Source organism: Luteipulveratus halotolerans (assembly GCF_001247745.1).
GTDB lineage: Bacteria > Actinomycetota > Actinomycetes > Actinomycetales > Dermatophilaceae > Luteipulveratus > Luteipulveratus halotolerans.
Genome location: NZ_LAIR01000002.1, coordinates 3,303,359 through 3,321,541 on the forward strand (window position 1 = coordinate 3,303,359; position 18,183 = coordinate 3,321,541).

21 protein-coding genes are annotated in these 18,183 nt (G+C 70.3%); 13 read left to right on the top strand and 8 right to left on the bottom strand.

The window, feature by feature from the left end; genetic code table 11:
* Positions 1-121: 121 nt before the first annotated feature.
* Positions 122-1,750, bottom strand: coding sequence for an acyl-CoA dehydrogenase family protein (locus VV01_RS16645; RefSeq protein WP_082221047.1), 1,629 nt, complete (start codon positions 1,748-1,750; stop codon positions 122-124).
* 72 nt (positions 1,751-1,822) lie between these two features.
* On the opposite strand from VV01_RS16645, the gene VV01_RS16650 reads away from it, so the two are divergent.
* The 3 genes from VV01_RS16650 to VV01_RS16660 all read left to right on the top strand — a co-directional run bounded on the left by VV01_RS16650 (position 1,823) and on the right by VV01_RS16660 (position 3,537).
* Positions 1,823-2,542, top strand: coding sequence for a PaaX family transcriptional regulator C-terminal domain-containing protein (locus VV01_RS16650; protein WP_050670867.1), 720 nt, complete (start codon positions 1,823-1,825; stop codon positions 2,540-2,542).
* A gap of 8 nt (positions 2,543-2,550) precedes the next feature.
* On the top strand, positions 2,551-2,742 hold the full coding sequence (locus tag VV01_RS16655) for a hypothetical protein (protein ID WP_050670868.1): 192 nt from the start codon (positions 2,551-2,553) through the stop codon (positions 2,740-2,742).
* A 225-nt stretch (positions 2,743-2,967) separates the two neighbouring features.
* On the top strand, positions 2,968-3,537 hold the full coding sequence (locus VV01_RS16660) for a GDSL-type esterase/lipase family protein (RefSeq protein WP_050670869.1): 570 nt from the start codon (positions 2,968-2,970) through the stop codon (positions 3,535-3,537).
* Between the two features lie 130 nt (positions 3,538-3,667).
* Here VV01_RS16660 and VV01_RS16665 read toward each other — a convergent pair whose 3' ends face one another.
* On the bottom strand, positions 3,668-4,192 hold the full coding sequence (locus tag VV01_RS16665) for a gamma carbonic anhydrase family protein (protein WP_197275079.1): 525 nt from the start codon (positions 4,190-4,192) through the stop codon (positions 3,668-3,670).
* Positions 4,193-4,255: 63 nt separating this feature from the next.
* Between VV01_RS16665 and VV01_RS16670 the strand changes: the two genes are divergently transcribed.
* The 5 genes from VV01_RS16670 to VV01_RS16690 all read left to right on the top strand — a co-directional run bounded on the left by VV01_RS16670 (position 4,256) and on the right by VV01_RS16690 (position 8,533).
* Positions 4,256-5,173, top strand: coding sequence for an ABC transporter ATP-binding protein (locus VV01_RS16670; RefSeq protein ID WP_050670871.1), 918 nt, complete (start codon positions 4,256-4,258; stop codon positions 5,171-5,173).
* The gene (locus tag VV01_RS16675; RefSeq protein WP_050670872.1) at positions 5,170-6,087 is read left to right on the top strand and encodes a hypothetical protein; all 918 of its coding nucleotides are present in this window, start codon (positions 5,170-5,172) and stop codon (positions 6,085-6,087) included. The genes VV01_RS16670 and VV01_RS16675 overlap by 4 nt, the downstream gene beginning before the upstream one ends.
* Positions 6,084-7,013, top strand: a complete 930-nt coding sequence (locus VV01_RS16680) for an ABC transporter ATP-binding protein (RefSeq protein ID WP_050670873.1) — start codon at positions 6,084-6,086, stop codon at positions 7,011-7,013. The genes VV01_RS16675 and VV01_RS16680 overlap by 4 nt, the downstream gene beginning before the upstream one ends.
* Positions 7,013-7,726 (top strand): ABC transporter permease, encoded by a 714-nt coding sequence (locus tag VV01_RS16685; protein WP_050670874.1) that lies wholly within the window; start codon positions 7,013-7,015, stop codon positions 7,724-7,726. The genes VV01_RS16680 and VV01_RS16685 overlap by 1 nt, the downstream gene beginning before the upstream one ends.
* A gap of 123 nt (positions 7,727-7,849) precedes the next feature.
* Positions 7,850-8,533, top strand: a complete 684-nt coding sequence (locus VV01_RS16690) for a DUF6445 family protein (RefSeq protein WP_050670875.1) — start codon at positions 7,850-7,852, stop codon at positions 8,531-8,533.
* A 9-nt stretch (positions 8,534-8,542) separates the two neighbouring features.
* Here VV01_RS16690 and VV01_RS16695 read toward each other — a convergent pair whose 3' ends face one another.
* Positions 8,543-9,073 (bottom strand): GNAT family N-acetyltransferase, encoded by a 531-nt coding sequence (locus VV01_RS16695; protein ID WP_050670876.1) that lies wholly within the window; start codon positions 9,071-9,073, stop codon positions 8,543-8,545.
* Positions 9,070-11,124 (bottom strand): penicillin acylase family protein, encoded by a 2,055-nt coding sequence (locus VV01_RS16700; RefSeq protein ID WP_050670877.1) that lies wholly within the window; start codon positions 11,122-11,124, stop codon positions 9,070-9,072. Before VV01_RS16700 ends, VV01_RS16695 begins: the two co-directional genes overlap by 4 nt.
* 224 nt (positions 11,125-11,348) lie before the next feature.
* On the opposite strand from VV01_RS16700, the gene VV01_RS16705 reads away from it, so the two are divergent.
* From VV01_RS16705 to VV01_RS16715, 3 genes are read left to right on the top strand one after another with little or no spacing between them, the layout of a single operon-like run.
* Positions 11,349-11,726, top strand: a complete 378-nt coding sequence (locus tag VV01_RS16705) for a group I truncated hemoglobin (protein WP_050670878.1) — start codon at positions 11,349-11,351, stop codon at positions 11,724-11,726.
* A 3-nt stretch (positions 11,727-11,729) separates the two neighbouring features.
* The gene (locus VV01_RS16710) at positions 11,730-12,902 is read left to right on the top strand and encodes a globin domain-containing protein (RefSeq protein WP_050670879.1); all 1,173 of its coding nucleotides are present in this window, start codon (positions 11,730-11,732) and stop codon (positions 12,900-12,902) included.
* A complete protein-coding gene (locus VV01_RS16715; RefSeq protein WP_082221050.1) occupies positions 12,899-13,705 on the top strand; it encodes a DivIVA domain-containing protein in 807 nt (268 codons plus the stop codon). The genes VV01_RS16710 and VV01_RS16715 overlap by 4 nt, the downstream gene beginning before the upstream one ends.
* On the opposite strand, the gene VV01_RS16720 is transcribed toward VV01_RS16715, so the two are convergent.
* Both VV01_RS16720 and VV01_RS16725 read right to left on the bottom strand, forming a co-directional pair.
* Complete coding sequence (locus VV01_RS16720; RefSeq protein ID WP_050670881.1) at positions 13,698-14,783, bottom strand: DNA polymerase III subunit beta family protein; 1,086 nt, start codon at positions 14,781-14,783, stop codon at positions 13,698-13,700. The genes VV01_RS16715 and VV01_RS16720 overlap by 8 nt on opposite strands.
* A gap of 33 nt (positions 14,784-14,816) precedes the next feature.
* Complete coding sequence (locus VV01_RS16725; protein ID WP_050670882.1) at positions 14,817-15,248, bottom strand: NUDIX domain-containing protein; 432 nt, start codon at positions 15,246-15,248, stop codon at positions 14,817-14,819.
* 253 nt (positions 15,249-15,501) lie between these two features.
* On the opposite strand from VV01_RS16725, the gene VV01_RS16730 reads away from it, so the two are divergent.
* Positions 15,502-15,771, top strand: a complete 270-nt coding sequence (locus VV01_RS16730; protein WP_050670883.1) for a type II toxin-antitoxin system Phd/YefM family antitoxin — start codon at positions 15,502-15,504, stop codon at positions 15,769-15,771.
* The gene (locus VV01_RS16735; protein ID WP_050670884.1) at positions 15,768-16,043 is read left to right on the top strand and encodes a type II toxin-antitoxin system RelE family toxin; all 276 of its coding nucleotides are present in this window, start codon (positions 15,768-15,770) and stop codon (positions 16,041-16,043) included. The genes VV01_RS16730 and VV01_RS16735 overlap by 4 nt, the downstream gene beginning before the upstream one ends.
* Before the next feature lie 22 nt (positions 16,044-16,065).
* Here the strand turns inward: VV01_RS16735 and VV01_RS24680 are convergent, their stop codons facing one another.
* Positions 16,066-16,500, bottom strand: a complete 435-nt coding sequence (locus VV01_RS24680) for an acyl-CoA thioesterase (RefSeq protein ID WP_331456459.1) — start codon at positions 16,498-16,500, stop codon at positions 16,066-16,068.
* Positions 16,501-16,608: 108 nt separating this feature from the next.
* Positions 16,609-18,174 (bottom strand): long-chain-fatty-acid--CoA ligase, encoded by a 1,566-nt coding sequence (locus VV01_RS16745; protein WP_050670885.1) that lies wholly within the window; start codon positions 18,172-18,174, stop codon positions 16,609-16,611.
* Positions 18,175-18,183: the final 9 nt, after the last annotated feature.

The window sequence follows — 18,183 nt, forward strand, 5'->3', positions numbered from 1 at the left end:
CCATACGACGATGTTAACGCTGCTCGGCGTTGCCGTGAACCCCGAAACGACCCGCCCTTTGCGAGACGACCCGCGCATCGGCGGGTCGTCTCGCAAAGGGCGGGTCGTTTCGTCGAAGGAGTCAGGCGGTCGGGACCTCGACGACGGCGCGGTCGATGATCGGCCCGAGGTCGAGCCCGGCCGGCAGCGTGCCGAACGCACCGCCCCAGTCGCGCGACAGCCGCGAGGCGCAGAACGCGTCGGCGACCGCGGAGGGCGCGTGGCGTACGAGCAGGGAGCCCTGCAGCACCAGCGCCATCAGCTCGACGACCCGCCGCGCCCGCAGCTCGATGTCGTCGAACGCGGTGAGCTCCTTCTTGAGCCGGGCGACGGCGTCGTCCAGACGGGTCTCACCGCTCGCCTGCTCGACCTCGTCGAAGAACGCGTCGAGGGTCTGCGGCTCCTTGGCGATCGCCCGCAGCGCGTCGAGCGCGGCGACGCTGCCGGAGCCCTCCCAGATCGACAGCAGCGGCAGCTCGCGGTAGATGCGCGGCAAGCCGGAGTCCTCGATGTAGCCGTTGCCGCCGAGGCACTCCAGCGCCTCACCCGCGAGCACCGGCCCACGCTTGCAGATGTAGTACTTCGACACCGCGAGCGCGATGCGTCGGAACGCTCCCTCCTGCGAATCCCCTTGCACCGCAAGGTCGTTGGCGCCAGCGAGGCGCATCATGGTCGTCGTCGCAGCCTCGGACTCGACGGCCATGTCGGCGAGGACGTTGCGCATCAGCGGCTGGTCGACGAGCGCCGTGCCGAACGCTCGCCGGTGGCGCGCGTGATGGGTCGCCTGCACGAGCGCCGAACGCATGCCCATCGACGAGCCGATCACACAGTCGAGCCGCGTCATGTTGACCATCTCGACGATGGTGCGTACGCCGCGCCCCTCCTCGCCGACCAACCAGCCCGTCGCGCCGTCGTACTCGATCTCGGAGGAGGCGTTGGAATGGTTGCCGAGCTTGTCCTTGAGGCGCATCAACGACATCGCGTTGCGGTCGCCGCCGGGCAGGACGCGCGGTACGAGGAAGCACGACAGACCGCCCGGCGCCTGCGCGAGCGTGAGGAACAGGTCGGACATCGGCGCCGAGGTGAACCACTTGTGCCCGGTGAGGGCGTACGCACCGTCGCCGACCTGCGTGGCGGTCGTGGTGTTGGCGCGGACGTCGGAGCCGCCCTGCTTCTCGGTCATCGACATGCCGGCGATCAGGCCACGCTTGGCGGCCGGGTCGCGCAGGCCGAAGTCGTACTCGCGGTTGACGAGCAACGGCTCGAACTGCGCTGCGAGAGAAGGGTTCTGGCGCAGCGCGGGCACGACGGCGTACGTCATCGAGATGGGGCAGCCGTGACCGGCGTCGACCGACCAGGCCATGAACTTCGCGGCGCGCGCGACGTGAGCACCCGGACGCTCGTCGGCCCACGGCGCGGCGTGCAGACCGTGACTCACGGCGGTCTGCATGAGCTGGTGGTAGGCCGGGATGTAGTCGACCTCGTCGATGCGGTGGCCGTAGCGGTCATGCGTGCGCAGCACTGGCGGGTGATGCTCGACCAGGTCGGCCCACTCCTGCGCCTGCGCCGACCCCGCGAGGCGACCGACCTCGCGTACCTCGTCCTCGGCCCAGGCCGCACCCTCACGCCGCAGCCCCTCGATGAGCGCCGGATCGTCGGCTGTGCTGTGACCGACGAGCGGCGGCACCTGGTTGAGCACCTCATGAGTCATGTCCACGACGTTACGCTCGCGCCGACGACTGTGTCCACGGATGTAGCGCACTTTCGTGGCAGAGTCTGCCTCGTGCCGTACGCCGAACCCCGCCCCCTGTCGGCACGTTCCGTCGTGCTGAGCCTCCTGCTCGGCGCCCACCCGCAGCCGATGACGGCCCGCCAGCTGACCAAGGCGGGCGAGCACCTCGGAATCTCGCCCGCGACCCTGCGCGTCGCGCTGACCCGGGCCGTCTCGGCGGGCGAGCTGAGCCGAGACGCGGCCGGCTACCACCTCGGCGAGCGCCTGCTGGAGCGCCAGCACCGCCAGGACGAGGCCGTCGAGGACGCAGAGACCGACTGGGACGGCGACTGGGAGATGGCCGTCGTCGTCGTGTCGGGCCGCTCCAGCGCCGAGCGCGCCGCACTGCGCGTCGACCTCGAGACCGCCCGGCTCGCCGAGCTGCGCGAGGGAGTCTGGACCCGACCCGCCAACCTGCGCCGCGCACCGGCGTACGCCGACAACCCCGTGCTCACCTGCTTCCGTTCGCGCCCGACCGGAGAGGCCGCCCAGCTCGCCCTCGACCTGTGGGACCTCGACGCGTGGGCGACCGAGACGCGCCGCCTGCTCGGTGGCATGCGCGGACGGCGTTCTGCGGTCAAGCAGCTCGCGGTCGCCGCCCAGGCCGTCCGCCACCTGACGACCGACCCGCTGCTGCCGTCGGCCCTGCTGCCGTCGGACTGGCCCGGCGACGAGCTGCGCGCGGCGTACGCCGCCTACCAGACCCGCCTGCGCGACCTCGCCCTCTCCTAGGAACGCCCATGGCCGACACAACCACCTCCATCCCGATCACGATGCCCGTCGAGATCTGGTGGGGCATCGATGGATCCATGGACAACAAGGCTCACGCCGAGTGCGCGGGAACGCCGTCGGAGGCGAGCATGAAGGAGTGCGCAGACCTGGGCCGCACCGCATCCGCGATCGTGGGTCGCGCTCTCGACGATCAGCCTTGACCGCACGCTGAGAAGTGCGCCGAGTGGGCGGTTCTCAGGCCCAGGCGTGCCATCCGATCTGAGAAGTGCGTCGAGTGGGCGGTTCTCAGGCCGACGTCTTGACGCTGACTGGCTTGACCGAAATATGACGTCGCTTCTGACGTGACGTGGGTCACATCTCAGTACGTTACGGAGGCGTAGCTCCTGTACGGCCCCCTCACCTCACTGGAGATCCCCCCCTCCCCCATGCGTCGCACTCCCCTCGTACGCCGATCCCTCGCCACCGCTGCCTCGGCCCTGCTCGCCGCAGGCGTCGTGGCCTCGACCAGCAGCACCGCCTCGGCCGCTGACCCCGTGAAGTACGTCAACCTCGGCGACAGCTACAGCGCAGGATCGGGCGTCACGCCCTACACCGACTTCTACGGGCTGTGCATGCAGTCGACGCAGAACTGGTCGCACGTGATCGCGGCCAGCAAGGGCTACGCACTCACCGACGTCAGCTGCGGCGCCGCGCAGACCAAGGACCTGACGTCCTCGCAGTACTCGGGCCTGGCGCCCCAGCTCGACGCGGTCACCGCCGACACCGACGTCGTCACGCTCACGATGGGCGGCAACGACAACAACACGTTCGTCAGCGCGGTCCTTGCGTGCGGTTCGGCCGGCATCGCGACGGGCGGGTTCGGCAGTCCGTGCAAGACGTTGTACGGCAGCACGTTCACCGACGAGATCAACTCCAGCACCTACCCCGCACTGGTCAAGGGCCTCAACGACATCAAGGCCAAGGCCCCGGGCGCCAAGGTCGCGATCTCCGGCTAGCCGTGCCAGTCGGTCGGCACCCGCTGGGTCGAGCCGGCGTTCGGCACATCGCAGACCGTCCCAGTGCACCCGAATGCGTTGGGAGAGAAGGGAATGGCGACCGCGGCCCTCAAGCAGGCGCGCCTGTAGGTCAGCCGTCGACGACCTCGCCCGCGGCGTGCACGCGGGCGAGGTCGACGTACGCCGCGCCATTGAGCTCGATGCCGGCACGCTCCTCGTCGGTCAGCTCACGCCGCACCTTCGCCGGCACTCCGGCGACCAGTGAGCCCGGCGGGATCTGCGACCCCTCGGGCACCACGGCACCGGCCGCGATGAGCGAACCCGCGCCGACGACAGCGCCGTTGAGCACCCGCGAACCCATGCCGACCAGCACGTCGTCCTCGATGGTGCAGCCGTGCAGCGTCGCATTGTGGCCGACCGAGACGCCCTCACCGACACGCAACGGACTGCCCGGATCGGCGTGCAGCGAGCAGTTGTCCTGGATGTTCGAGCGTGCGCCGACGGTGATCGACTCGATGTCGCCGCGCACCACCGCGCCGTACCAGATGCCGACCTCGGCACCGAGCGTCACGTCGCCGACGACGGTGGCACTCGGGGCGACCCAGGTCGACTCGTCGATGGCGGGCGTCTTGTCCTGGATGCGGATGATCGTCACCCGAGGCAACGTACCTGCGGCATCGCACCCGCACGGCGTACGGCGGCGTTTAGGGTGTGCGCCATGGGGGTCGTGAGCACACAAGGGCTGACCGTCCAGTACCCGCGGGTGCGGGCGCTGGACGCACTCACCGTCGAGATCCCCGAGGGCATCACCGGCGTCGTCGGCGTCAACGGTGCCGGCAAGTCGACGCTGATCAAGGTGCTGCTCGGGCTGCTGCGACCGACGAGCGGTCAGGTGCAGGTCCTCGGCATGGACCCGACGACGCACGGCCCCCAGATCCGCGAGCTCGTCGGCTACATGCCCGAGCACGACTGCCTCCCGGCCGATGTGAGCGCCGCTGAGTTCGTCATGCACATGGCGATGATGTCGGGACTGCCCCGCGCCGCCGCCCGCGAGCGCACCTCGGACGTGCTGCGTCACGTCGGCCTCGCCGAAGAACGCCACCGGCCGATGGGCGGCTACTCCACGGGTATGAAGCAGCGCGCCAAGCTCGCGCAGGCGATCGTGCACGACCCGCGGCTGGTGCTGCTCGACGAGCCCACCAACGGTCTCGACCCGCGCGCCCGCGACGACATGCTCGAGCTGATCGGCACGATCGGCCACTCCTTCGGCATCTCGGTGGCCGTGACCAGCCACCTGCTGGGCGAGCTCGAGCGCACCGCCGACCACGTCGTGGTCATCGACTCCGGCCGGCTGCTGCGCGCGTCGGCCACCTCCGACCTCACCCACTCGACCGGCGACGTGCTCGTCGAGGTGCTCGGCCCGTCCGGCTCCGACCAGCGCATCGGGCAGGCACTCCTCGACCGCGGACTGCAGGCCTGGCCGCAGGGCGACAAGGTCGCCGTACGCATCAGCGACCCCGCCCAGCTCGACGTCGTCCGCGACACCGTCGTCGACCTCGACCTCGGGCTCGTGCGCATCCAGGAGATCCGGCACACCCTCGAAGAGGTCTTCCACCAGCAAGGAGCGCCCGCATGAGCGGCCAGCCCCGCGGCGTCATCCACGACCTCGGCTACCGCGGCTTCACCGGGCGCCGGCGTACGACGGGTCAGGTCGCCGGTTCGCTGTACGCCACCTCGCTGCGGCATGCGTTCGGGCTCGGCCGCACCGGCAAGTCCAAGGTGCTGCCCTGGCTCATCACGCTGATCATGCTGGTGCCGGCGCTGGTGCTCGCCGGCATCATCATCCAGCTCAACAAGATGTCGCTGCAGGACCAGGCCGATCTGTTCGGACCGCTGTCGACCTACTTCGGCTACCCGTACTGGACCCAGCTGCTGCTCACGATCTTCGTCGCCGGTCAGGCGCCGGTGCTGTTCGCGCGCGACCTGAGATATCGCACGATCGTGCTCTACTTCGCGCGGCCGCTGTCGCGGACCGTGCTCGTCCTGGTGCGCCTGGCTGCGCTCACGACGGCCGTGTTCGCGATCATCGCGGTGCCCCTCACGATCTGGTACGCCGTCGCGATGAGCTCGGACATGCCGCGCGGTCAGCACACCAAGGCCTACCTCGCGGCGATGGTCGGCTCGCTCGTGCTGGCCCTGCTGCTGTCCGCCCTGTCGGCGATGGTCTCGTCGCTCACCACCCGGGCCGGGCTCTCGGCGACCGGCGTGATCGTCGTCATGATGCTGCTGTCCGGTGTGACCACCGCGATGATGGGCGCCGCCTACGACCAGGGCAGCCGCACCGGCGGCTGGATCGCCGCGGCGTTCAACCCGTTCAGCTGTGTGGCCGGCCTGGTCAGCGGGCTGTTCGACCAGCGCACCCCGATCGACGTGCTCCCGCAGCCCGACAGCGCCGGCTGGACGGCGTTCTTCGCGCTCGCCTCGCTCGCGTGGATCGTCATCCCCACGCTCATCCTGCTCGCCCGCACCCGAAAGGCGGCCTCCCTGTGAGCACCTCAGGCCTCAGCGTGCTCGAGCTGCACGAGGTGTCGCGCTGGTACGGCAACGTCGTCGCCGTCAACGACGTGACCATGACGATCGGCCCTGGCATCACCGGCCTGCTCGGCCCCAACGGCGCCGGCAAGTCGACGCTGCTGTCGATGATGGCCGGGCTCCTGCCGCCCTCGGTCGGCACCGTCACCATCAACGGACAGCCCGTGCGGGGAGACGTCGCGGCGTACAGACAGATCGGGCTCGTACCCGTCCAGGAAGACCTGTACGACTACCTCACCGGCCAGCAGTTCGTGCGCCTCAACGCCGACCTGCAGCGTGTGCCCGACCCCGCCGCGGCGACGGCCCGCGCGATCGGGCTCGTCGAGATGGCCGAGGCCAAGGACGGGCGGATCAGCACCTACTCCAAGGGCATGCGCCAACGCATCAAGGTCGCCTCGGCGCTCGTGCACGACCCCGCGATCCTGCTGCTGGACGAGCCGTTCAACGGTATGGACCCGATCCGCCGCCGGCAGATGATGGACCTGCTCACCCACCTGGCCCAGCAGGGCCGCACCATCGTGTTCAGCTCGCACATCCTCGAGGAGGTCGAGCAGATCGCCCGCCAGGTCGAGGTCGTCGTCGCCGGCCGGCACGCCGCGTCCGGTGACTTCGCCCAGATCCGGCGGATGATGACCGACCGGCCCAACCAGTACCTCGTGCGCTCCTCCGACAACCGGCTCCTCGCGACGCTGCTGCTCGCCGACACCTCGGTGCGCGGCGTACGACTGCGCGGCGACAAGGCGCTCGAGGTCGAGACCGACGACCTCGGCCAGTTCGGGCACATGCTGCCGCGCGCCGCCCGCGAGCACGGCATCCGCATCCTGGAGCTCACGCCCACCGACGACTCGCTCGAGAGCGTCTTCGGCTACCTGGTCGGTGCGTGATGAGTACGCCGATCATCCGCCTCGCGTTCCAGTCGCTGTTCGGCCGGTCGCGGCTGCTGCTCCTGCTCGCGCTGCCCGTCGTGCTCGTCGGCCTCGCCGCGCTGCTGACCGCCACGGGCAGCCCCGACAACGGCAACGCCGAGTCGTTCCTGAAGGTCTTCGGGATCGGCATCGTCATCCCGGTGCTCGCGCTGGTCTCGACCGCGAGCCTCATCAACGCCGAGCTCGACGACGGCTCGATCATCTACCTGCTCACCAAGCCGGTCTCACGGCTGTCGATCATCGCGAGCAAGGCGCTCGTCGCGCTGTTCGCGGTCGTCGCCTGCGGTGTGATCCCGTTGTGGGTCGCCGGCATCACCCTGGTCGGCGGCGCCGACAAGGTCGCGGTGGGCGCGCTCGCAGGCGGACTCGTCTCCGGCGTCGCCTACGTCGGGCTCTTCACCGTCCTGATGACCGTGCTGCAGCGCAGCGTGATCGCCTGCCTGATCTACTGGCTGGTCTGGGAGTCGACGATCTCATCGCTCGTCGGTCCGGTGCGCTGGCTGTCGGCGCGCGCGTGGGGCACCTCGACCGTCGAGGCGATCTCGTCGGTCTCGGCCAAGGCACCCGCCGTGCCCGTCGCCTACGCCGTGGTCGCCGCTGCCGTCGCCCTGGTCGTCGGCGTGGTGCTCGCCGCACGACGGCTCGCCGCGATGACGCTCTCCGACGCCTGACCCGACCTCCCCCGCCCCACTCCCGGGGCGTGATTCATGACATCCGTCACGGGGTGCCGGAGCCGGGCGGCCATAGGTTCGCGGGCGCTGCGCTGTCGCCCGCCACCTCCCGGGGAGCACCTCATGGCGTCGAACCCGCTTGTCACGACACCGATGCAGGCTCTGCCGTACGCCGCACCCGTCCTCGGCGAGAACTACTGCGTCGTCGACGACGCGCTGCCCGACCCCGGCGCCGTCCGCGACCGCTGCGTCGCGAAGAAGACCTGGCAGCGGGGCGCGCCGTACACCGACGAGGTGTGGCCCGGGATGCGCGCGATCCCCTGTCTGGAGCTCGATGAGCTCGCCGTCGTGGAGGCGAAGGTCCGGGCGCTGACCGGTGCACAGCGGCTCTGGGTGCAGGAGACGCCCGGCGGTGGCCGGCTCAACCACAACTGCGTCCAGCTCGTCGGCCACAGCGAGGGCCACGTCAAACCGCACACCGACTCGCGGGCGCTGTGCCGCTACGCCGCGGTGCTCTTCCTCACCCCCGACGCGCCGGCCCGCTGCGGCACCGGGTTCTACCGGCAGCGGATGCCCGACGGCACGCTCGCCGGCAACACCGTGGTCGCACCGCACCAGAACCTCGTCGACGCGCTCGGCACGCGGTTCGTGCCGCCCGAGACGTTCGTCGAGGACGTGCGCGTCGACAACCGGTTCAACCGCCTGCTGCTCTATCGCGCGAACATGATCCACAGCGCGAGCGCCTACTGCGGCACCCACCCGTTGGAGCGGCGGATGACCGCGGTGTTCTTCTGGATGGCCGACTGAGTCAGGTGCTCAGCGTCGACCCGAGAACCACGCCTCGCGGGTGAGGAACCCGAACTGCGCCCGCTTGTGGGGCAGGTCGACCTGCGGACCGATCTCGGCACCGAGCCGGTGCAGCACCGCGACGCTCTTGTCGTTGCGGGCGTCCGGCTCGAACACGATGCGCGCGTGCGCCGGGTCGCTCCACACCCAGTCGGCGAGCCCCTGCAGCAGTGCAGCGCTCACCCCGGGGCCGCGCTTGCCGGGGCCGATGAGCAGGTGGATACCGACGTCGCCCGCCTTGCGGTCGTAGAACTCACCGATCTCGTCGACGAACGGGTCGTACGTCTGGAACAGCGCGACGGGTGCGCCGTCGGCGTGCACGAGGTACGCCGCCAGGTGCGGCTGCTCCTGGATCCAGGCGTAGATGTCGCGCACCTCCTTGACCGGCTTGTCGAGCATGCCCCAGAAGACCGCGCGCTCCTGCGAGGTCCAGGAGTGGATCAGCTCGGCGTCGCGGTCGGCCTCGACCGGGACGACAGCGATGTCGACGGTGCTGCTCATCGGAGTCCTTCCAAGGTGGCCCAGTCGGTGACGACCGGCACCGCGCCGGACGTCCAGGCCTCGAACTGGTCTATGCTGTGGGCGTTCTCGAAGTCGCCGGACGCTCCGAGCGGCACTGCCCACAGGCTCGCGTCGCGGTCGGCGAGGTCCCACGCGTAGCGCGCGACCGAGCCTCGCCAGGTGAGCTGTGAGCCCGGGACCCAGCCGGTGCACGCGACGCAGTCGGAGTCGCCGCCGAGGCCCTCACCCCAGGGTGCGCGGCCGGCGTACGGGAGCCCGAGCTGCTCGTACGCGTGCGACGGGTGGAAGCGGTGGGACTCACCCCACGGCCGCGGCGGTGGTCCGGCGGCGACGTCGGCCAGAGCGGAGCGGACGAGCTCTCCGACCTCGATGCTGAGCACCCGCTCGCGTGCGAGCAGGCCCGGCAGCGCGGTCGCGACCCGCGCGGGCAGCGAGCACCACGGCGCGTAGAACGCCCCGAAGCGGTGGGCGTCCCCCAGCGACGCGACCTCGGGCGTCGCGCAGATGCGGCTGATCACGGCCTCGCGAACAGCGACGAACAGCCCTGCCTCAGTGCTGTCGGCGGTCATGCGACGGTCCCAGGCCAGGAGGCGCCGGCGTACGACGGCCGCGCCCGCGTCGAGGTCGGACTGGGCCTCGATGAGCTCGAGAAGCCTTGCGCCCTGGGTCTGCTCGACGTCCATGAGCGTCTCGACGGCGGCCTGGGCGTCGAGGTCGGTGCGCCCGTCGAGGAGGTCGGCGATGCGCCCGGCTCGGAACGGGCCGGCGAAGTCGGAGCTGATCCGGTCGTACGACGCATCGATGCGGTCGTTGGCGGTGACGAGCGCGCCATCACCATCGGACTCGAACCGTGGGAGGTCGAGAACGTAACCGTCCCAATGGTTCTCGACCGGGACCGGCGCGATCCGGTTGGCGATCGGACGCTCGGGTACGCGCCCCGCGACGAGGTGCACGAGCGCACCTGCACGGTCGCCGACGACGAAGTTGTTGACCGGCTCGACCCAGTGCTGCAGCGCCGACTCGACATCGGCCACGGACCTCGCGTGCAGCAGCGGCAGGAGCGCGTCGAACCCGAGATCGCCCTCACGCTGCGAGGGGGTGGCCAGGCTGAGCGCCTCGACGTCGGGTCCGCCGAGGATCACCGGGCCACGCTCGGTGACCAGTACCTCGACCTCGACCGGCTCGCCGTCACGGACCTCGACGACCTCGACCGACCGGCGTACGGGCTCCTCGCCGTCCGGGCCGGCCGCCCACACCTCGTCGCCGCGACGCGTGAGGTGCTCGTCGTAGAGGTCCTGGTAGTCGGCCATCGCGTTGGTGACCGCCCAGGCGACGTCACCCGCGTGGGCGAAGTGCTGGACGCCGGGCACACCCGGGAACGCGAAGCCTGCGACGTCGAACGCCGGGCACGACAGGTGCACCTGCGCGTAGACGTTGGGCGCCTCGAAGATGCGGTGCGGGTCGCCCGCGACGAGCGGCGCGCCGGCCGTCGTACGAGCAGAGCCGACGCCGAAAGCGTTGGAACCAGAAAGGGATTCGTCGCGGCCGAGCATCGTCAGGCCGTCGGGACCGAGCGCGTCGAGCACCTGGCGACGCCACAGCTTGCTCGGGTAGCTGCCGAACAGGATGTGCTGCACGAGGAAGATCGTGAGCGGCGTCCACGGCGACCACGGCCGCACCTCGGCGCCGTGCTCGCGCAGCTCGGGGGCGCTCAGCCCGTCGGCGTACGCCGCGTCGACACCCTCGACGTAGGCCGCGACCCACGCCTTGGTCTCGTCGCTCAGCGCCTCGTGGGCGCAGCGCGCGGTCTCGTCGAGGACGGCACGGCGGGCGAAGACGTCCCAGTCGAGACCGGTCGCACCGAGCAGCGCCGCGACGCGCCCCTCACCACGCAGCCGCTCGATCTCGAGCTGCCAGGCACGGTCGCGCACGGTCTCGTAGCCCTGGGCGTACGCCAGGTCGGCCACGGACTCCGCGCGCAGGTGCGGGATGCCGTGCTGGTCACGGACGACGTCGTACGGCCTGGGCACGGGCGCTCCTGTCAGTCGAAGTGAGGGTGACCTTACCTGACTGACCGTCGGCATGCCGATCGCTGATCTGCAGATGCCCCAATGCCGAATATTGAGTAAGGGATTGGTCAAATGTGCCGTCGCCGCCTCGCCGAGAGGCAAGGATCGACGGGCCGGTCGATCCGGTGTCGCCGTGCCTTGGGAGGATCGCGGCGGCCGTCCCCCCCTCGAGATGCGGAGCACCGATGACCGAGCACGTCCAGAGCGACTACGACGCCGTCGGCGGAGCCCCCGCCATCAAGGCCGTCGTCAACCGCTTCTACGAGCTGATCGTCGGCGACCCGAGCCTGGCCCCGTTCTTCGAGGGCATCGACATGACCAGCCTCAAGCGCCATCAGGTGCTGATGGTCTCGCAGGTCATGGGTGGCCCCGCCGAGTACGACGGCCGCGAGCTGCGCGCCGCACACGCCGAGATGCCCATCCGCTCCGAGCACTTCGCCGCGGTGGTCGAGCACCTCGTCGCCGCCCTGCACGAGTTCGACGTGCCGCAGGAGATCATCGACCGAGTCGTCGCCGCGCTCGGCCAGACGCAGCCGGACATCGTCACCGCCGACGCGCACTGACGCGTGGACACCGAAGCCCTCAAGCACACCTGGGGGCTGGCCGAGAAGGCCGGCGACGAGGTGCCGCTGTACTTCTACTCGCACCTGTTCATCGCTCACCCCGAGCTGCGCGCGATGTTCCCGGTGTCGATGGCGACCCAGCGCGACCGGCTCGTCGGCGCGCTCGGACGCATCGTCAGCAACGTCGACCAGCTCGACGAGGTCACCGAGTTCATCCAGCAGCTCGGCCGTGACCATCGCCGCTTCCACGTCGTCGCCGACCACTACGGCGCCGTCGGCGCCTCACTGCTCGCGACGCTCGAGCACTTCCTCGGCGCCGAGTGGACACCGCAGGTCGCTGCGGACTGGGCTGCGGCGTACGGCCTGATCGCGAAGGTCATGGTGCAGGCCGCCGAGGAGTCCGAGGAGCACAGCCCGTCCGCGTGGGACGCCGAGGTCGTCGACGTCGACCGGCGCTCGCTCGACGTGGCCGTGCTGCAGGTGCGGCCCACGCAGCGGATGGAGTTCGAGCCCGGCCAGTCGATGGCCGTCGAGCTCGCCCGGCTGCCGCGGCTGTGGCGCTACCTCAGCCCGGCCAACGCACCGCGCCGCAACGGCACCCTCGAGCTGCACGTGCAACGGGTCCCGGGCGGCCAGGTCAGCGCCACGATGGTCAAGACGGTCAAGGTGGGTGACACGGTCCGGCTCGGCGCGCCGATCGGTCAGGAGCTCACCCTCCCCGCCGACGACCTCCGGCCGCTCGTGATGGTCGCAGCCTCCACCGGGCTCGCGCCGCTGCGCGCCCACCTCGAACGCATCGACCACCACTGGCAGCGCACCGGCGAGGCGCCTCGTGTGCACCTGTTCCACGGGGCTCGGCTGCCGTGGAACCTCTACGAGCACGACCTGCTCACCCAGCTCACGTCACGCGAGTGGTTCGACTACACACCGGTCGTCTCGGACGACCCGACCTACCCCGGCGAGCGCGGGCTCGTCGGCGACGTCGCCGCTCGCGACCGCGACTGGAGCGGCCACGTCGCCCTCGTCTGCGGCTCTCCTGACATGGTGCGACACACCGTCGACCGCCTCGCGGCCACCGGTCTCGACCGCGCCGACATCCGGTACGAGCAGTTCTCGACACCGGACGCAGACCGCAGTTCCTCAGACGTGCACAACGAATCGGGTGACCAGTCATGACCATGTCGGACACGCCACTGTTCTTCGACTCCGGCCCGCAGCGCCCCGAGCGCGTCAGCCTGCCGGTGCTGGACGAGCTCACGTTCGCCCGCTCGGGCGACGGCTACGACCCGGACGAGGTCGACGCGTTCGTCGAGCAGCTGCGTGGCGTGCTCGATGCCGCCGAGCACGAGCGCACCGCGCTGCGGGCCGACCTCGCCCAGGCACGCGACCAGATCGGCGGCCAGGACAACGACGAGATCCGCGTCGACGCGGTCGGGCTGCTCAGCCAGGCCCAGCTGATCGCCGACAAGTGCATCGCCGACGCCGAGACGTACTCCCGCGACCTGATGATGACGGCGCGCAGCCAGTATCGCGAGATCCTCGAGCGTGCCGAGGAGAAGGCCGCTCAGACCGCCGAGGACGTCGAGGGTGCGACCTCGGCCGGGGCGACGGCAGCCGGAGCGACGGCAGCCGGTGCGGCCTCGGCCGACGCGACAGCGGCCGAGGCGGCTTCGGCGTCCGGTGCGGCGGCTCCCGAGCCGGTCGTCTCGGAGGTCGAGTACGTCCGCACCTATGCGCGTGTGGCGCAGGTGCAGCTGCGCGCCGTGCTCGACGCGCTCGCCGAGCAGGTCGACGCGCTGACCGAGCTGCCCAAGCCGGACCGGCCGGCGCCTGCAGCCCGCCCCGCGGGTCTGAGTGCTGCCCCGGCGCCGGTGGCGCCCGAGGCGGTTGCCGTCCCCGTCGAGGGCGACGCCTCCGACGACGACGCGGCCGACGCGGTCACCGGCGACGTGCAGTGGGACCCGCGCGAGGTCAGCTGACCTCGTTCTCCTCGCGACGCACGGGCATCACCAGCGTCGTGAACGTCCCCTGGTCGGCGGACCGTACGACGACGGGTCGGTCCTCCGCGGACATCTCGAGCAGGACGTCCGGGCCGACGCTGGCCGCGAGCGCGGCTGTGAGCAAGGTCGGCGAGAACGCGATCGCGAGCTCGGCACCCGAGTTGATCGCGTCGAGTCGTACGCCGCCCGCCTCGCCGTCCGCGCACACGTCGAGGTGATCGGCGCCCACCGACAGCACGACCGGCCGGTCGGCGGACGCTGCGTCGAGGGCGTCCTGCAACGCCGCCCGGTCGACGATCACCCGACTCGTCCAGGTCGGCAGTCCGCCGAAGATCGTTCTGTACGAGGGGAACTCGTCGTCGACCAGGTCGAGCGGCAGCGACTCGTCGCCACCTTCGGCGGCGATCGTCGCGCCGGCGTCGGTGCCGCACAGCCTGACGCGGTCGTGGCGAGCGACCCAGGCGGCCACCCGGGTGAGCTGGTCCGCGTGCACGAGCAGTCGTCGTACGGGCCCGGCGATGTCGTACGCGGGCAGCGTGCGCAGCGCCAACCAGTAGCGGTCGGTGGCGACGACCGCCAGCTCAGCGCCGTCGATCTCGAGCAGAACCCCTTGCAGCGCAGGCACATCCGCGATCCGCGCCGCCGCGGGTGACACCTGACGGATCGCGCTCGCGAGCTCTGGCCCACCGACGGTCACCGTGGACGCGGTCGTGTCGTCGTCCGCCAGGCCGGCGACGAGGTCGGCGACCACGTCGCCCGTACGCCGGGCGCGGCCTGCGTACTCACCGGCATGTCGCTGGAGCAGCGCGGCCGCCTCGTCGCGGTCGCCGTCGAGCACCGCCCGGATGTCGTGCAGCGGCAGGTCGATCTCGCGCAGCCGCCGGATCATGACCGCCCGCCGCTGCTGGTCGGCGGAGTAGTAGCGGTAGCCCGAGCGGGCGTCGACGTCGTACGGACGCAGCAGGTCGCAGTCGTCGTAGAACCGCAGCGCGCTCGGGCTGAGGCCGACGAGGCGGGCGAACGAGCTGATCGTCAGCAGCGGCTCGGGGTCGATCACCCGCCCACTCTCAACCCTCGACCCACCCGAAGGTCAACCGCGCGCCCCGATGTCGACGGGCACAGCGGGCGCACCATTGGCCAGGAGCATCTCGAAGTGCGTGCCAAGATCGGGCGGAAAGAACGTGCGCGACGACCCGGCCATCTCAGCAGCCGCCCACCAGCGGTAGCCCCGAACACTCCTTGCCTCGGACGCCGTGAGCTGTGCGGGCACCGGGTCGAATGTCTTGACCTTGCACAACAACCACTGCTCGTGAACATCGAAGACGCGCCCGTCCCAGGTGTAAGTGTGGTCGCGCAGCCAAACCACTGGACCCGGCGCCAACCCGATCAAGCCGGCCTCTTCGTACGCCTCGCGCGCAGCCGCCTCGTGCGTTGTCTCGCCCGGCTCAATACCGCCTCCGACCGGTGCCCAGCGCTCGGCACCCGACGGTGGATCAATCGCCCGGATCAGCAGCAGCTTCACGGCATCTCGGCGAGTCATCACGCGACCATATCCGGGCGCTAACCGCGAACCTGAGAAGTGCTGCGAGTGGGTACTTCTCGGGCCGGCGAGCACGTCAGACCTGAGAAGCGACGCGAGTGGGCACTTCTCGGGCACGGGCACTCGTGAGCCGGCGTCGCCGGTTTCCGGGGATGATCTCGCGGAGATGCTCAGACGTCGCGAAAGGCCAAACATCTGGCTATCCATTGGCCGGTAGTCAGGCTAATATGTGCCCATGCGGACAGTTGCACTGAGCGAGGCCAAGGACAAGCTCTCGTCGCTCGTCGAAGACGCGGCGACCACTCACGAGATCATCCGGATCACCAAGCACGGGCACGACGCCGCCGTGCTGATGTCGGCCGATGACCTGGAGTCCTTGCACGAGACACTGCGTGCTCTGTCGACACCGGGCGCGGTCGATGAGCTGCAGCAGGCTCGCCATGACTTCGAGGCCGGTGATGTGGTCAGCGGTGACGAGCTGCGCCGCCGCTACGGCCTCTCGTGACCGCACCGACCTGGCGCGTCGAAGTCTCACCTGGCGCGGTCCGTTCGCTCGAACGGCTGCCGGAGAAGGTCGCGGCCGCGGTCGTGGAGTTCATCACCGCCACCCTCCCGAGCAACCCCCACCGCCTCTCCAAGCCCCTGCGCTACGAGCTCGAGGGCTGGCACGTCGCCCGACGCGGCGACTACCGGGTGACATTCGAGATCCACGAGGACGACAAGGTCCTTCGGATCGGCCGCATCGAGCACCGGGCCCACGTCTACAAGAACCGGTGAGCGGCGACGAGCGGGACGCAGGTCAGAAGCCGAGCAGGTCGGGGTCCGACGCGAGCGCTCGCATCGCCTCGGCCGGGTCGGCGACCAGCGTGCGGGCCGTGAGGTCGAGAACGCCACCGACGGCCTCGACCTCGGCGGCCAGGACGCCGTCGGCGCGCACGATCTGCTGGTGGACACGGAACGTCTTGGCACCGGACGACTCGAACGCGCACAACACCGTCACCTCGTCGCCGGCCAGCAGCTCACGGCGATAACGGATCGTGGTCTCAAGCACGACCGGCCCGATGCCCGCCGCCTGCATCGCGTGCTGGCGGATGCCGGCTGCCGGCTGCCTCGAGCAGCGTCCAGCGGGCGTGCTCGGCGTACTGCAGGTAGACCGCCTGGTTGAGGTGGCCCTGCACAGCGAAGCGGCTGTCGCTCGTTCCACGGCCCAGAAGTCGCACTGCTTCAGCAGCACCCTCCGATAGCGACTACCCCGCCCAGGCGAGCACTACCTGGGGTGAGATGACCGGTCATCTCACCCCAGACAGTCACCACACGAGCGGGGGTAGTCGGCATCAGCGGGTCAGACGGCGCGGTCGCGGCCCTCCCAGAACGGCTTGCGCAGCTCACGCTTGAGCACCTTGCCCGACGGGTTGCGCGGCAACGCCTCGACGATGTCGACCGAGGACGGGCACTTGTAGTGCGCCAGGCGCTCACGGCTGTACGCGATCAGCTCGTCCGCGGTCAGCTGCTGCTCGGGCGCCAGAGCCACGACCGCCCTGACGGACTCTCCCCACTGCTCGTCCGGTACGCCGATGATCGCCACCTCGGCCACTGCCGGGTGGGCGGCCAGGACGTTCTCGACCTCGGGCGAGTAGATGTTCTCGCCACCGCTGATGATGAGGTCCTTGATGCGGTCGACGACGTAGAGGTAGCCGCCGTCGTCGACGTGGCCGAGGTCGCCCGTGCGCATCCAGCCGTCGTCGGTCTTGGCCTCGGTGGTCGCCTCCGGCTTGCCGAGGTAGCCGCGCATCGTCTGGTCGCTGCGGAACCACGCCTCACCGACCTGCCCGGTCTCGACGTCGTCTCCGGTCGCGGGGTCGACGACGCGCATCTCGGCGCCAGGGATCGGCGTACCGGCCGACGTCAGCCGCTCGGGGTGCGCGGCGTCGCGGTGGCTGGGAGCGTCGAGCATCGTGATCACGCCGGCCAGCTCGGTCATGCCGTAGACCTGCACGAGGTTGACGTCGGGCCACGCAGCCAAGGCCTTCTGCAGCATCGGCAACGGCATCGGCGAGGCACCGTAGATGAGGAAGCTCAGACCCGAGAACGCTTGCACGCCGATGTCGCCCGCGGCCAGGACCGCACCGACGACGGCCGGCACGAGGAAGATGTGCGTGACGCCGCGGCCCATCGCCTGCAGCATCTGCACGGGGTCGATCTCGCGCAGGATGATCTGGTGCGCACCGCGCGAGATGCCCCCGAGCGCGTAGCACGTGCCGCCGACGTGGAACAACAGCATCGCCACCAACGACACCGACTTCTCGTCCATGTCGAACCGGGTTGCGGTCGCCGCGCTGTGGGTGTTGAGGTTGCGGTGCGTGAGCTCGATGCCCTTCGGAAAGCCTGTCGTACCAGAGGAGTACAGCACCAGAGCCGTGCTGTCGGGCTCGACGTCGGCGACCGGCTCGACCGGCGAAGCGGCCGCCAGCCACGCCTCGTACTCGTCGTCGTCACCACCCACGACGACCACCTTGCGTACGCCGGTGAGCTGGTCCTTGATCTCGTCGTACGCCGGGAGCAGCTCGGCCCCGACGAAGACGACCGAGGGTGCGGAGTCCTTGAGGACGTAGGCGAGCTGGTCGGCGAGCAGCCGCCAGTTGACGATGACGTGGGCGGCCCCGATCGCCGCAGCGGCGTGCGTGAGCTCGACGGACGCAAGGGTGTTCTTGTCGAGAGTGGCGACCCGGTCGCCGGCGCGAATCCCCAGCTCCTGCAACGCTCCCGACACGTGATGCACCCGGTCGGCGAGCTCGGCCCAGGTGACGGACTGGTCCTGGTAGTCGATGGCTGGCAGGTCAGGACGCTCACGCGCCCACTGCTCGAGCGGATCGGTGATGAGGCGGTGGGTGGAGAGGCGACCGGTCATCTCGTGCTC

What these genes read in the sequence shown, in the direction of transcription:
- VV01_RS16670 (WP_050670871.1), top strand. Translation starts at nt 4,256, where the DNA reads ATGGGGGTCGTGAGCACACAAGGGCTGACCGTCCAGTACCCGCGGGTG.
- VV01_RS16675 (WP_050670872.1), top strand. Translation starts at nt 5,170, where the DNA reads ATGAGCGGCCAGCCCCGCGGCGTCATCCACGACCTCGGCTACCGCGGC.
- VV01_RS16705 (WP_050670878.1), top strand. Translation starts at nt 11,349, where the DNA reads ATGACCGAGCACGTCCAGAGCGACTACGACGCCGTCGGCGGAGCCCCC.
- VV01_RS16695 (WP_050670876.1), bottom strand. Translation starts at nt 9,073, where the DNA reads ATGAGCAGCACCGTCGACATCGCTGTCGTCCCGGTCGAGGCCGACCGC.
- VV01_RS16715 (WP_082221050.1), top strand. Translation starts at nt 12,899, where the DNA reads ATGACCATGTCGGACACGCCACTGTTCTTCGACTCCGGCCCGCAGCGC.
- VV01_RS16730 (WP_050670883.1), top strand. Translation starts at nt 15,502, where the DNA reads ATGCGGACAGTTGCACTGAGCGAGGCCAAGGACAAGCTCTCGTCGCTC.
- VV01_RS16690 (WP_050670875.1), top strand. Translation starts at nt 7,850, where the DNA reads ATGGCGTCGAACCCGCTTGTCACGACACCGATGCAGGCTCTGCCGTAC.
- VV01_RS16745 (WP_050670885.1), bottom strand. Translation starts at nt 18,174, where the DNA reads ATGACCGGTCGCCTCTCCACCCACCGCCTCATCACCGATCCGCTCGAG.
- VV01_RS16645 (WP_082221047.1), bottom strand. Translation starts at nt 1,750, where the DNA reads ATGACTCATGAGGTGCTCAACCAGGTGCCGCCGCTCGTCGGTCACAGC.
- VV01_RS16660 (WP_050670869.1), top strand. Translation starts at nt 2,968, where the DNA reads ATGCGTCGCACTCCCCTCGTACGCCGATCCCTCGCCACCGCTGCCTCG.
- VV01_RS16685 (WP_050670874.1), top strand. Translation starts at nt 7,013, where the DNA reads ATGAGTACGCCGATCATCCGCCTCGCGTTCCAGTCGCTGTTCGGCCGG.
- VV01_RS16655 (WP_050670868.1), top strand. Translation starts at nt 2,551, where the DNA reads ATGGCCGACACAACCACCTCCATCCCGATCACGATGCCCGTCGAGATC.